The organism is Tenacibaculum amylolyticum, assembly GCF_964511145.1.
Lineage (GTDB): Bacteria > Bacteroidota > Bacteroidia > Flavobacteriales > Flavobacteriaceae > Polaribacter > Polaribacter amylolyticum.
This window is the reverse complement of record NZ_CAZEFZ010000033.1, coordinates 24,268-38,054: the sequence shown is the minus strand read 5'-3', so window position 1 is coordinate 38,054 and position 13,787 is coordinate 24,268. Positions and strand designations below refer to the sequence as shown.

General features: G+C 30.3%; 10 protein-coding genes and 1 riboswitch. Of the genes, 9 read left to right on the top strand and 1 reads right to left on the bottom strand.

Annotated elements, in window-relative coordinates:
• The first annotated feature begins 4 nt into the window (after nucleotides 1–4).
• From ACKTTC_RS11280 to ACKTTC_RS11255, 6 genes are all read left to right on the top strand, one after another.
• On the top strand, nucleotides 5–1,033 hold the full coding sequence (locus tag ACKTTC_RS11280; protein ID WP_408039931.1) for a tetratricopeptide repeat protein: 1,029 nt from the start codon (nucleotides 5–7) through the stop codon (nucleotides 1,031–1,033).
• Between the two features lie 5 nt (nucleotides 1,034–1,038).
• Nucleotides 1,039–1,971 carry a 1-aminocyclopropane-1-carboxylate deaminase/D-cysteine desulfhydrase gene (locus tag ACKTTC_RS11275; RefSeq protein ID WP_408040040.1) on the top strand — a complete coding sequence of 311 codons (933 nt, stop codon included), beginning with the start codon at nucleotides 1,039–1,041 and terminating at the stop codon, nucleotides 1,969–1,971.
• Nucleotides 1,972–2,787, top strand: a complete 816-nt coding sequence (locus ACKTTC_RS11270; RefSeq protein ID WP_408039930.1) for a glucosaminidase domain-containing protein — start codon at nucleotides 1,972–1,974, stop codon at nucleotides 2,785–2,787.
• Between the two features lie 336 nt (nucleotides 2,788–3,123).
• Nucleotides 3,124–5,358 (top strand): tetratricopeptide repeat-containing sensor histidine kinase, encoded by a 2,235-nt coding sequence (locus tag ACKTTC_RS11265; protein ID WP_408039929.1) that lies wholly within the window; start codon nucleotides 3,124–3,126, stop codon nucleotides 5,356–5,358.
• Between the two features lie 16 nt (nucleotides 5,359–5,374).
• Nucleotides 5,375–6,106, top strand: coding sequence for a LytR/AlgR family response regulator transcription factor (locus ACKTTC_RS11260; RefSeq protein WP_408039928.1), 732 nt, complete (start codon nucleotides 5,375–5,377; stop codon nucleotides 6,104–6,106).
• Nucleotides 6,107–6,188: 82 nt separating this feature from the next.
• On the top strand, nucleotides 6,189–6,710 hold the full coding sequence (locus ACKTTC_RS11255) for a gamma carbonic anhydrase family protein (protein WP_408039927.1): 522 nt from the start codon (nucleotides 6,189–6,191) through the stop codon (nucleotides 6,708–6,710).
• Nucleotides 6,711–6,921: 211 nt separating this feature from the next.
• Here the strand turns inward: ACKTTC_RS11255 and ACKTTC_RS11250 are convergent, their stop codons facing one another.
• Nucleotides 6,922–7,389, bottom strand: a complete 468-nt coding sequence (locus ACKTTC_RS11250; RefSeq protein ID WP_408039926.1) for a hypothetical protein — start codon at nucleotides 7,387–7,389, stop codon at nucleotides 6,922–6,924.
• Between the two features lie 128 nt (nucleotides 7,390–7,517).
• Between ACKTTC_RS11250 and ACKTTC_RS11245 the strand changes: the two genes are divergently transcribed.
• The 3 genes from ACKTTC_RS11245 to thrA all read left to right on the top strand — a co-directional run bounded on the left by ACKTTC_RS11245 (nucleotide 7,518) and on the right by thrA (nucleotide 13,621).
• The gene (locus tag ACKTTC_RS11245; protein ID WP_408039925.1) at nucleotides 7,518–8,495 is read left to right on the top strand and encodes an endonuclease/exonuclease/phosphatase family protein; all 978 of its coding nucleotides are present in this window, start codon (nucleotides 7,518–7,520) and stop codon (nucleotides 8,493–8,495) included.
• A gap of 104 nt (nucleotides 8,496–8,599) precedes the next feature.
• A riboswitch (SAM riboswitch) is annotated at nucleotides 8,600–8,709 on the top strand.
• Nucleotides 8,710–8,843: 134 nt separating this feature from the next.
• On the top strand, nucleotides 8,844–10,145 hold the full coding sequence (locus ACKTTC_RS11240; RefSeq protein WP_408039924.1) for an O-acetylhomoserine aminocarboxypropyltransferase/cysteine synthase family protein: 1,302 nt from the start codon (nucleotides 8,844–8,846) through the stop codon (nucleotides 10,143–10,145).
• Between the two features lie 86 nt (nucleotides 10,146–10,231).
• Nucleotides 10,232–13,621 (top strand): bifunctional aspartate kinase/homoserine dehydrogenase I, encoded by a 3,390-nt coding sequence (gene thrA / locus ACKTTC_RS11235; protein WP_408039923.1) that lies wholly within the window; start codon nucleotides 10,232–10,234, stop codon nucleotides 13,619–13,621.
• Nucleotides 13,622–13,787: the final 166 nt, after the last annotated feature.

Here is a 13,787-nt window from a genome sequence, read left to right as displayed (position 1 = left end):
TATTATGAAAAAAATTGTTATTACATTATTACTTATCAATGTGGTATTATTTACAGAAGCACAAGAAACATTTAATAAGTTTATAGAAGTAGGGATTGCTAACCATGACGAAGGAAAATATGAAGAAGCTATTAAATATTATAAAAAAGCTCTTGAAATTAAGCCAAAATCAGAGTTGGCAAATTATGAAATTTCACTTTCTTATTTTAGACTCAAAGAATATAAAAAAGTAATAGAATATAGTGATAAAATATTAAAGGAAGGAGAAAAACATAAGTTAGCGGCTTATATAAATAAAGGTTCTGCTTTAGATATGTTAGGAAAAACTAAAAAATCTATAAAAGTTTTTAAAAAAGCAATAGAAGAGCTAGGTCATCATTATTTATTAGATTTTAATCTAGCTATAGATTATCTAAAAGTACAGAAGGTAGAAGAAGCTGAAGTGTATTTAAAAAAAGCAGTAGAAATTAACCCAACGCATAGTTCAAGTCATTTTTATTTAGCTAAAATTAATAATAATAAAGGGAATAGAATTCCTACCTTATTAGCTAGTTACTTTTTTTTGTTATTAGAACCTAATACTATTAGATCTGAAGAGATTTTAACCATATTGAAATCAAATCTACAAAGTGGTGTTAAAAAGAAAGATAATGGAAAAGATGTAATAATGAATTTAAATTTAAATGTAGATTCAGAATTTAGCGCAGCAGATATGATGGTATCTATGCTAGAGGCTTCAAAAACATTAGAAAAAAACGAAGGAAAGACAGAAGCAGAAATGTTTGTTGAAAATACTGAAAGCTTATTTAAAATTTTAGGAGAATTAAATGAGGATAATAAAAGAAAAACGATTTGGTGGACTCTATATGTACCAATGCTAAATAAAATAGCTAAGAGCGAATACATTGAAACCTATTGTAAATATATTACACAACTAGAAATTAAATCACAGGTATGGTTGGAGGAAAATGAAGGAAAAGTTTCTGCATTTTTTAAATGGTTAGAAGAGGAAAACCAAGAAGAGAAAAAGTAGAAAATATGTTTAATACTTTCTTTATTACCAAAAACCAACAAATACAGTTACCAATTCTAAAAGAAAAAGAAATTGAGCTATGGATAAAACGAGAAGATCAAATTCATGAATTCGTTTCAGGAAATAAATTCAGAAAGTTAAAATACAATATCCAAGAAGCACAAAAACAACAAAAGAATACATTACTAACTTTTGGTGGAGCTTACTCTAATCATATCGTAGCTACAGCAGTTGCAGGACATTTATCGGGGTGTGAAACAATTGGAGTTATTAGAGGAGAAGAACTAGCAAATAACTTAGAAAAAGTACTTCGAGAAAATAAAACGCTACAAGTAGCTTCTGAAAATGGAATGAAATTTGAATTTGTTACCAGAGAAGAATACCGAGAAAAAGAGACTCCAATATTTGTTGAAAACTTACGTAAAAAGCATGGTGATTTTTACTTAATTCCAGAAGGAGGTACAAATGCTTTAGCAATAAAGGGTTGTCAAGAAATATTAACGAAGGAAGATGAAAAATTCGACTATATTTGCGTGGCTGTAGGAACAGGAGGTACTATTTCTGGATTGATAGAATCTGCTAAAGAACATCAAAAAGTAATTGGTTTTCCTGCATTAAAAGGAGATTTTTTATCAAAAGACATTCAAAAAATAACCAATAAACAAAATTGGGAGCTTAATACAGCGTATCATTTTGGAGGGTATGGGAAATTTTCTACAGGTTTAATTCGTTTCATAAATGAATTCAAAGAAAAGACCAATATTTTATTAGACCCAATATATACAGGAAAAATGCTTTATGGTATTGTAGATTTAGTTAAAAAAGATGGATTTAAAAAAGGATCTAAAATTTTAACGATTCATACTGGAGGATTACAAGGCATAGATGGAGCTAATAAAAGATTAAAGAAGAAAGGATTAGATTTAATAAAAGTATAAATGAAGCTGAGGATATTTTTATATAGTGTATTTGTTGTATTACTAACTAGTTGTGGATCAAAAAAACAAGTTGTAAAAAGTCAACGACAAAAAACAATTGTAGTAAAAGCGCCTAGAGAAGAAAAAGCAACTACTCCAGAAGCTATACCAGAAAAGAAAACAACAACTTCTGAAAGTGTTGTTATAAAAAACACAGAAGAATACATAGAACGATTTGCGCCAATAGCGGTTAGAGAAATGCACAAATATAAAATCCCAGCAAGTATTACTATTGCGCAAGGAATTTTAGAATCAGGAAGTGGAAGAAGCCCGTTAGCAATTAGATCGAATAATCACTTTGGTATTAAATGTCATAGAGGTTGGAAGGGGAAAAGTGTTACACATGACGATGATGAGAAAGGAGAATGTTTTAGAAAGTATAAACATCCTGAGAGATCCTATGAAGATCACTCTAAATTTTTAGTGTCAAGAAAAAGATATGCAAAATTATTTCGTTTAAGAACAACAGATTATAAAGGTTGGGCTTACGGACTTAAAAGAGCTGGTTATGCCACAGATAGAAAATATCCAGTGAAATTAATAGCCTTGATTAAGAAATACAACTTAGATAAATACGATAGATCAGCTAAGAGTACACGCAAAACAGTAAACACAGTAAATAGTGGAGATAAAACAAGTTTTTATTACAAAGTTGTAAAAGGAGATACACTTTATTCTATTGCAAGGAAATTTAATTTATCGGTTGCTAAATTGAAAAAACTAAATAAACTTAGAGGAAATACTATAAGTATAGGACAACAACTTATTTTAAAATAAGATCAAAATAAAACAATAAAAAAAAGAGTAGTTTCAGAACTACTCTTTTTTTATAACGAACTTTCTCTTCTTCAATTATGATTTCAAGTTTTATACATAGCTAATGAAATCTTTATATCGTAGTAAGTTTTTCAAATTTCTTTACTCAAATTTATACCTAACTTTTTTATGAAAAAAACTACTATGAGTAAAAAGCACATTTAAGTTAGTGAACAATCTGTTAAAATGAGTAAACAGTACTTTTTAGCTAGTTTTCGGGAAGAAACGATGAGTAAGGGATTTTTTTTATTGGTTTTTTGGTGATAAGTTTACATATCAGTAGATAAAGAAAGAAGGATGAAGTACAAATACTATGTAACAATCTTATTATTTTTAAATGCATTGGTTGGACAGTCTCAAATAAAAAATCCAAACGATTCATTTGAGTTAAAGGTTAAGGTATTAGATGAAATAAATAAAGAGTTAATTAATGATGCAGAAGTAAGTATAAATTCTACTATAGTTAATAAATCTAATGCAAATGGAATATACTTAATAAAGGCAAGAATACATGACGAACTGGTTGTACGACATCCAGATTTCAATACTGTAAGACACATTGTTTCTTCAGATGAAGATATAAAAATTTTGATAAAAGGGCTATCCAAAAAAGAAGGCGTAAGAGCAAGTTTCTTTAAAAAAAGAAAGAGAGCTAAGGCCAATTATTTATCATTAATAGATTCCGCAAAGTTTTATAAAGAAAAAGATATAGATAAAAGCTTAAGTTTTGTCGAAGATGCTTTAGAATTAAACGAATCTAAAAGTAGGAATGCGAATACGTATAAGGTTTTAGGAGATATCTATTTGTTTTGGAAACAATATGATATTGCCATTAGTAATTATACACTTTCATTACGTTTTTATGAACGAGTAGAAACCATTTTAGATTTAGCAAAAGCACAATATTTAGCAAAACAATACGACGAAAGTGAAAAGACCTATGAAAAACTAAAAACAAAAGATTTAAGTAACTATGAAAAAGTAAAAGTATTTCAAGGTTTAGCAGATGTATTCTTAGCAAAAAAGGAATTTGAAAAGGCTGAAAAAAACTATGAGAAGGGAATAGAAATAGCCGAGAAAAAATTCATGAATGAAATTATACCAGATCTAAATGCAAAAATAGCAACGGTATATGCTAGAGAAGGAAAAATAAACGAAGCAAATACAGCAATAAACAAAACATTAGAACAAGCTTCGGATTTAGAAGAACAACCATCTTTAAAAGTTCAGCAAGATGTAGCCGATTATTACAATAAAACACAGCAGTACGATAATGAGATAAAACTTAGAAAAGAGCTGTTGCAAAGTGTAGGAAGAACATCGAGAAATAATAATTTAAAAAAGACTGTAAAAAAAGACCAAAAAGATAAAAAAACAGAAGCAAAAGAAATTCCAAAAGATTCATTAACATCTCAAAAAATGAATTATAAAATAGGAAATGCTTATGTGTTAAAAGAAGAATACCCTGAAGCAATAGAATACTTGAAAAAAAGTATCAAAGAAGCAGATTTAAAAGAAGATTTTGAAGTAAAGAAACATGCAACAAGAAGATTGTCTGAAGTGTATTATACAGTAGGTGATTATGTAAAAGCGTTACAAATATATAGAGATTTTGTAGACGTTGTTGATACATTATACATTCGAAAAGAACAAGAGATTTATCAAGTAAAAAGACTCACAAAAAAAATAGCAGACAATCAAAGTCGAATAGCCATATTGGAAAAGGACAAAGCTTTGTCAGAGAGTAAATTAAATATTGCATATAAAGACAAAGAGTTAACCGTAGAAAGAAGTAAAAGACAAGAGCTTATTATTTATTCATTGTTAGGAGGACTTATTCTAATGACCTTACTAACATATTTTTCTTTACGCTCTAATCAAAAGCAAAAACTAGCAAACAATTTATTGGCATTAAAATCGATGCGTTCGCAAATGAATCCACATTTTATCTTTAACGCGCTAAATTCAGTTAACAGTTTTATTGCAGTAAATGATGAAAGAAAAGCCAATAGATATTTATCAGAGTTCTCAACATTAATGCGTGCAGTTTTAGAAAATTCAGATGAAGATTTTATTCCGTTTACAAAAGAAATAGAACTACTAGAATTATACGTAAAACTAGAGCATAATCGCTTTCAAGACAAATTTGATTATGAGATAAACATCGATAAATCGATTAGTTTAGAAGAATATAAAATACCACCAATGCTCTTACAGCCATATATAGAAAATGCAATATGGCACGGATTGCGTTACAAGAAAGAAAAAGGATATTTAGATATTTCCATAGCAAAATACGATAAAGAATCGATTAGTATAACCATTCAAGACGATGGTATCGGGAGAAAGAATTCGTTGGAAATGAAAACTAAAAATCAATTAAAACAGAAATCAAAAGGAATGAGTACGATTAAAAACAGAATAGCTATTCTAAACGATATGTATCAAGACAAAGTAGGCGTAGAAATATCAGATGTTTTTGATGATGGTACAGGTACCAGAGTAGTCGTTGTCCTAAAAAAAATAAACTAACTAACTATTGAATACTATGAAACTAAGAACAATAATTGTAGAAGATGAACAAATAAGTAGAGAAATCTTAAAAAACTATATAAAAAAATATTGCCCCAATATAGAAGTTTTAGGTGAAGCAAGTAACATTAAAGAAGCGCACGAGCTTATAAAAAAGCACGAGTTAGACTTAGTCTTTTTAGATGTAGAAATGCCTTTTGGAAATGCTTTTGACCTATTAGAAAAAATTGAAAATAAAACTTTCGAAACTATTTTTGTTACTGCATACGATCATTATGCAATAGAAGTTTTAAATAGTCAAGCAACGTATTATTTATTAAAACCAATTTCTATAGACGAGCTGATAAAAGCAGTAAACTTAGTAACAGAAATCATAGAAAAAGAAGATCAACTACAAAACACCATTTTACAACCTACCACAGCAACCATAACAGGGAAAATAACAATTCCATTGCAAGACGGTTTCGAAGTAGTAAATGTAGAAGAAATAGTGTTTTGTAAAGCAGATGATAACTATACAGAAATACATTTTTCAAATACTAAGAAAATTGTTAGTAAAACACTAAAACACTTTGAAGAAACCTTAAAAGAATACCCGTTTGCCCGTATTCATAAGTCGTATTTGGTAAATATTAATGCCATAACTAAGTATAAAAAAGGAAAAGGAGGAAGTGTAGAATTAATAAATGGAAAAGAAATTTTAGTATCTGCTTCCAAAAAAGGAAATTTGTTAGCGTATTTTAAATAAGTTAAAACTATTTTACTAACAACAAACAACAAACAACAAACAACAAACAACAAACAACAAACAACTAACAACGAATATACCTATGCCAATCATAAAACCCGTTAATAATAAACATCCAGAAATACCAGAAGACTGTTTTATAGCAGAAAATGCTACCATTGTAGGAGAAGTAACAATGGGTAAACAATGTAGTGTTTGGTTCAATGCTGTTATAAGAGGAGATGTACACTATATTAAAATTGGGAATAAAGTAAATATTCAAGACGGAGCAGTAATACATGCTACATATCAAAAATCACCTACAACAATTGGAAATAATGTATCTATTGGGCATAATGCAATTGTACATGGATGTACAATACAGGATAATGTCTTAGTAGGAATGGGAAGTATTATTATGGACGATTGCATAGTAGAAAGTAATACAATTATTGCAGCAGGAGCAGTGGTAACTAAAAATACACATGTAAAAAGCGGAAGTATTTATGCAGGAGTACCAGCAAAAAAAGTAAAAGATATTTCACCAGAATTAACTTCAGGAGAAATAGATAGAATAGCGAATAACTATGTAAAATACGCAAGCTGGTTTACAGAAGAAGAATAAGAGAAAAGATTAAAATGTCATCCTGAGTGTTCCCTGAGTTTCATCGAAAGGAATTCGAAAGTACAAAAGAAGTAATCTGTTTTCTATTAAGAGATTATTTCATCGTATTATGTTTTATTCACAATGAACAAAATACTCAAAAAAAACAAACCCCAGTTCGTTACAAAACTGGGGTTTGGCATTTTTAAAAACCAATCAATTTACTAAGTGATTATCCTCTTTGCATATCCATATCGCCATCTTCATTTCGGTTATGTCTATGCTTCTTTTTTCTCTTTTTAACTTTTCTTTTCATTTTATGAGCTTTTCTACCTGCATTTTTCTCAAATCGCTCATATTGCTTACCATTTAAAATCTCTCTCATGTTTGCTTTAAAAGCAATCTTTCTATCTAAATTAACTATTTGTCTTTCATAAAGTTCATCGGTAGTCAGCTTTTTTCGTTCCCCTTTATTAGCCTTTCTTTCTTGCATTTTTTTTGTGCGATTCGTAAAACGCTCAGCTAACAATGGTCTAATTTTTTTCTGCTGACGTTCAGATAAATCCAAACGTAAAGTCATTTTCTTTAAGGCAAGTTCCGTTTTCTGATCTACAGAAAAATCAGGACCTTTTCTTTTTTTCTGTGCAATACCACTAGTTATAAAACCTACAGTTAATATGAATAACAATATTTTCTTCATCTTTCTTTATGTTTAAAATTAATTACACATCTAAGACCATAGAAGAATAAAAAGGTTTAATAATGATCAAAAAAAAACTTAAAAATGTATCTTAGCCCTTCATCTATAAGCGTAAAGACAAAAAATAAATGAAGAAAACCCTTGCCTTTTTATTCAAATTAGTAGTAGTACTTTTCTTTTCAGTAGCCATTTTTTATTATTGGGGCTCTGGAGCAACATTAGAAGAATCTTCGTATACTACATTAACTCAAAAGGAATACGAATCAACAATTAAAAATGATTCGATATTTAGTATTGTAACATATAACATAGGTTATTTAAGTGGAATGACAAACAATAGAGCTGTTGAGAAACCAAAAGAATTGTTTGATGAAAACTTAAAAACTGTTACTACAGAATTCAAAAAGGTAAATCCAGATATTATTGCATTTCAAGAAATTGATTACGGAGCAAACCGTTCCTATGAAATAGATCAAGAAGACGAAATAGCTAAATTAGGATATAATTATATCGCAAAAGGTGTAAACTGGGATAAAAAATATGTGCCTTTTCCGTATTGGCCTCCAAGTATGCATTTTGGAAAAGTAGTTTCTGGACAATCTATTCTGAGTAAATACCCGTTAAAAGATTACGAAAGAATTGTATTAGATAGAGTAGCAGACAGCCCATTTTACAGAAATGCATTTTATTTAGATAGATTATTACAAGTAGTTAAAGTAACCATACAAGGAAAAGATGTTGTGGTAATGAATGTACACTTAGAAGCTTTTGATAAGAAAACAAGAGTACAACAAATCAAAAAAGTTTCGGCATTATTCCAAGAATATGCAAAAAACTATCCAACAATTTTATTGGGAGATTTTAATAGCGATCCTAACGATACAAATCCAGCAGTAAACGAAGTGTTAAAATTACCAAGTGTTGGAAATGCAGCCTTTTCTAAAGACAATTTAGAGCTAACATATAGCTCTAAAAATCCAACAGTAAGAATCGACTATATTTTCTATTCAAAAGCAACTATAGAAAGTGTAGGAGACCAGGTTTTAAAGGACTTTGGAGAAGCATCAGATCACTTACCAGTAGAGATGAAATTTCGATTGAAATAAGATCAAAAAACATAAAACTTTCAAAAAAAGATAAAAAAAATTTGGATATTAAATTTTTATAACTGAATATTTGCAGACGTAAAGTTCAGACACTTATCGATTTAATGTTATCAAGAAAGGTGGAGGGAATAGACCCTGTGAAACCTTAGCAACCCTTTGTTCTTACAAAGAAGGTGCTAAATTCTACCCTAAATAATTTTGGGATAGATAACAAAAAGAAGTTTTTCGTATTTCTACACGAAAAAGAAACTTCTAAATTTTCTTAATAACATTTTTCTATAAGCATCATCTAAAAAAGATGTGTTTTGACTTTTGGTTTAATTATTAATTATTTCAAAAAGAAGAAAAATGAGTACACAAAGATTCGAGACAGTAGCATTACACGCAGGGCACGATGTAACACAAACATTAGGAACAAGAGCAGTACCAATTTACCAGTCAAGCTCATATGTGTTTCACAACTCAGATCATGCTGCAAATCTATTCTCGTTAAAAGAATTAGGGTTTATTTACACACGCTTAAACAATCCAACTAATCAAATTTTACAAGACCGTTTAGCAGCTTTAGAAGGAGGTGTAGGAGCAGTTGTTTTTGCTTCAGGAACAGCAGCAATCTCAACAGGTTTGTTAACCTTGTTAAAAGCAGGAGATCATATTGTAGCTTCAAGTAGTCTATACGGAGGAACCTATAACTTGCTAAAAGTAACCTTACCAAGATTAGGCATTACAACTACATTTGTAGATGCTTCAAATCCAGAAAGTTTTAAAGAAGCAGTACAAGAAAATACCAGAGCATTTTTTGTAGAATCGTTAGGAAACCCAAAACTAGATGTATTAGACTTAGAGGGAATTTCAGCAGTCGCAAAAGAAGCAAAAGTACCTTTTATCGTAGATAATACAGTAGCTACTCCATCTTTATTAAACCCAATAAAGCATGGAGCCAATATTGTAATTCACTCACTAACGAAGTACATCGGAGGACAAGGAAACTCATTAGGAGGTGTAATTATAGACGGAGGAAATTTTGATTGGGATAATGGTAAATTCCCAGAATTTACAGAGCCATCAGCTGGTTATCACGGATTAAAATATTACGAAACGTTAGGTGAGTTATCGTTCACATTCAAATTAATTTTAGAAGGCTTAAGAGATTTTGGAGGAGCTTTAAGTCCAACCAATGCATTCCAAATTATTCAAGGATTAGAAACACTAGGCGTACGAATTAAACAACATAGCGAAAATGCGTTGGCATTAGCCCAATGGTTAGAACAACAAGAAGAAGTTTCTTGGGTAAATTATCCAGGATTGGAGAGCAGTCCGTATAAAAATTTAGCTGATAAATATTTGCCAAACGGACAAAGTGGAATTGTAACCTTTGGTGTAAAAGGTGGGTATGAAAGTGCTAAAACGGTAGCAGATACTACAGAGTTATTTTCTTTGCTGGCTAACATTGGAGATACAAAATCACTAATTATTCACCCAGCAAGTACTACACACCAACAGTTAACAGATGAAGAACAAGAAGCTTCAGGAGTTACAAAAGATCTAATTCGTTTGTCTGTAGGAATTGAAAATATAGAAGACTTAAAGCAAGATTTAACAGCAGCATTTTCAAAAATTTCTAAAGAAGTTTTAGTCGCATCATCATAATGTAAAATTGAATGTCATTCTGTACTTGATATGGAATCTCGTCATGTTATAGAACTCAAAATTAATATAGAAGTTTTAGTATAAAAGTGAAGCAGCAATTAGCACATATAAATATTCTTAGTTACGTTACTGAAAGCGGAGCCCAATTTTCAAATATTCAGTTAAGTTATCAACTTTTTGGAAGGAAATTGGGAACTGCACCAGTAATTCTAGTAAACCACGCGCTTACAGGAAATAGTAATGTTTCAGGAGCAGATGGCTGGTGGAAAGATATTGTAGGAAAAAGTAAAGTTATAGATACAGAACAATTTACCATTTTATCTTTCAATATACCAGGAAATGGTTACGATGATTTTTTAATAGATGATTACAAAAACTTTGTAGCAAAAGATATAGCGAAAATCTTTTTAGAAGGATTACAAAAACTTAATGTTCAACAATTATATGCACTTATTGGAGGATCATTAGGAGGAGGAATAGCATGGGAAATGGCAGTATTGAAACCGAACATTACAAAACATTTTATTCCTATTGCAACCGACTGGAAGTCTACAGATTGGTTAATAGCTAATTGTCAAATTCAAGAATTGTTTCTAACAAATTCTAATAATCCAGTTCACGATGCACGCATGCATGCAATGTTGTGTTACAGAACACCAGAATCATTTAAACAACGATTTCATAGAAGTAAAAACGAAGAACAAGAACTGTTTAATGTAGAAAGTTGGTTGTTGCATCATGGTAAAAAATTACAAGAACGTTATCAGTTGGCTTCTTATAAGTTGATGAACCAACTACTCAAAACAATAGATGTAACGACAGGTACAGAAAACGAAGAAATACTAAAAAATATTAGAGCGAATATTCACATTATAGGAGTAGACTCAGATTTGTTTTTCACAGCAGAAGAGAATAGAGATACCTATAGAAAGTTAGCGCAAACACAAGCAAATGTTACTTATAACGAAATTAATTCGGTACATGGGCATGATGCTTTTTTAATAGAATACGAACAATTAGAAAAAATATTTGAACCAATTTTTAATAAAGAAGTAAAGAGAAAAAAGATGAAAGTTTTAAAATTTGGAGGGAAATCCTTATCCAATGAAGGAATAGGAGATGTCATAAGAATAATAGAAGATAAAGTAAATCAAGGAGAACAAATTACAGTAGTAGTTTCTGCTAGAGGAAATGCAACAGATGAGTTAGCATCTATTTTGTCAAAAGCTGCTAATAATGAAGTGTATCAAGAACAATTAGAAGTGTTTAAATACCAGCAGCGCAAACTAACGCCATTAATAGATTTTAGTAATGAATTTCAAAAGCTAGAAAAGTTATTTGAAGGAGTTCATTTATTAGAAGATTATAGCGATAAAGTAAAAGATGAAGTATTAGCACAAGGAGAGTTAATTTCCATTAAAACGGTTACAGAATTATTACAACAAAAAGGAATTAATGCACACGCTACAGATGCAAGAGATTTATTAAAAACGGATGAAAATTTTGGAAATGCGCAACCTATAGATGCTGTATCTAAGCAAAATGTGGTAACACATTATAAAAAATACAATGGAACTACGGTAAATATTGTTTCAGGTTTTATTGCTTCTAATCTAAAAAATGAAACAACAACTTTAGGAAGAAATGGAAGTAATTATACAGCGGCTTTATTGGCAAACTATTTAGATGCAGAAGAATTACAGAATTATACACATGTAGATGGTATTTTTTCAGCCAATCCAGATTTAGTTTCAGATGCTAAAAAGATTGAAGAGTTGTCTTTTTCAGAAGCAAACGAATTGGCAAATTTTGGAGCGAATATTTTGCATGCAAAAACGATTATTCCTCTAATAGAGAAAAACATCAATCTTCGTATTTTAAATACATTCAATCCAGAAGACAACGGAACTTTAATAACCTCAAAAACTACGGCTAAAGGAATACGATCTATTTCTGTATTAGAAAACGTAGCGTTAATCAACTTTGAAGGAAGAGGTTTATTAGGGAAAGTAGGAGTAGATGCTAGAATTTTTAAATCTCTAGGAAATAGAGGCGTAAGTGTAAGTATTATTTCACAAGGATCTTCTGAAAGAGGTATTGGTTTAGTAGTAGAAAAAGAGAAAGCACTACAAGCGGTAGAAGCATTAAAACAAGAGTTTGAATATGATTTAATTACAAAAGATGTCAATCAAATTACAATTGTAGACGATGTTGCTGTGATTTCAATTATAGGCCAAGATTTAAGTGAATTCCATTTACCATACAATGCGTTAATCCAGAATCAAATAGTGCCTTTGTTGTTTAACAACACAATTACAGGTAAGAATGTAAGTTTGGTAGTTAAAAAAGAAGAACTACATAAAGCTGTGAATGTAATTCACGGACAAATATTTGGAATTGCTAAGAAGATTAACATTGCAGTGTTTGGTAAAGGATTAGTTGGAGGAACATTAATTAATCAAATCATTCAAAATACGTCAAATATCTTAGAGAAACGAAAAATCTTATTAAACGTTTTTGCTGTTGCTGATTCTAAGAAAGTACTATTAAACAAAGAAGGAATTCAAAATAATTGGAAAGAAAAGCTTTCAGAAAGTGAAATAGAAAGCTCTTTAGAAGCAATTATATCGTATGCAAAAGAACATCATTTAGAAAATTTAATAGCAGTAGATAACACGGCTAATGGAGAATTTATTCAAAGTTATATTCCATTAGTAGAAGCTGGATTTGATTTAGTGTCTTCTAATAAAATAGCAAACACCGTAAAGCATTCTTTTTATAAAGATTTAAGAATAGTTTTAGAAGAAAACAAAAAAACATACCTCTACGAAACCAATGTAGGAGCAGGGTTACCTTTAATAGACACGATTAAATTATTACACGATTCTGGAGAAAATATTACAAGAATTCGAGGAGTGTTTTCTGGCTCGTTGAGTTTTATTTTCAATAAATACTCAGCAAAAGAAGTTGCATTTTCAGAAGTATTAAAAGAAGCTATTGAAAATGGATATACAGAACCAGATCCTAGAGAAGATTTATGTGGAAATGATGTAGGGAGAAAACTGTTGATTCTGGCGCGTGAATTAGATTTAGAAAATGAATTTGAAGACGTTCATATTGAGAATTTAATTCCAGAAGCATTAAGAGAAGGAACCGTAGAAGATTTCCTTGCTGACATCGAAAAGTTAAACCCGTACTATCAAAAGATAAAGAAGAGTCAAGAGGAAGATCATGTATTAAGATATATAGGAGATTTACACGGAGACTTACAACAAGCTAAAGGAGAGTTAGACGTAAAATTAGTTTCTGTACCTAAGAATACACCTTTAGGAAGTTTAAAAGGATCCGATGCAATTTTTGAAATATATACAGAATCCTATGGAGATCAACCATTGGTAATTCAAGGAGCAGGAGCTGGCGCAGAAGTAACAGCCAGAGGAGTCTTCGGAGATATTTTAAGATTAGCTAAGAAGTAATGAGTTAAGAGAAAAGATGAATAAAAAAATATTGAATCAAAATGACCTCTGAATAAAAATTTTAAAAATCAAGGAAGCAGCATTGGCTGAAAGATAAAAAGCTGTTTGAGCGGTAGCGAGTTCTTTTTATCAGTGGATGATTCCGTAGCATTTTCTCAAGTTTTTA

Bases quoted from the DNA above. Each gene is read 5' to 3' on its own strand.
- ACKTTC_RS11280 (WP_408039931.1), top strand. From the start codon at position 5: ATGAAAAAAATTGTTATTACATTATTACTTATCAATGTGGTATTATTT.
- ACKTTC_RS11275 (WP_408040040.1), top strand. From the start codon at position 1,039: ATGTTTAATACTTTCTTTATTACCAAAAACCAACAAATACAGTTACCA.
- ACKTTC_RS11270 (WP_408039930.1), top strand. From the start codon at position 1,972: ATGAAGCTGAGGATATTTTTATATAGTGTATTTGTTGTATTACTAACT.
- ACKTTC_RS11265 (WP_408039929.1), top strand. From the start codon at position 3,124: ATGAAGTACAAATACTATGTAACAATCTTATTATTTTTAAATGCATTG.
- ACKTTC_RS11260 (WP_408039928.1), top strand. From the start codon at position 5,375: ATGAAACTAAGAACAATAATTGTAGAAGATGAACAAATAAGTAGAGAA.
- ACKTTC_RS11255 (WP_408039927.1), top strand. From the start codon at position 6,189: ATGCCAATCATAAAACCCGTTAATAATAAACATCCAGAAATACCAGAA.
- ACKTTC_RS11250 (WP_408039926.1), bottom strand. From the start codon at position 7,389: ATGAAGAAAATATTGTTATTCATATTAACTGTAGGTTTTATAACTAGT.
- ACKTTC_RS11245 (WP_408039925.1), top strand. From the start codon at position 7,518: ATGAAGAAAACCCTTGCCTTTTTATTCAAATTAGTAGTAGTACTTTTC.
- ACKTTC_RS11240 (WP_408039924.1), top strand. From the start codon at position 8,844: ATGAGTACACAAAGATTCGAGACAGTAGCATTACACGCAGGGCACGAT.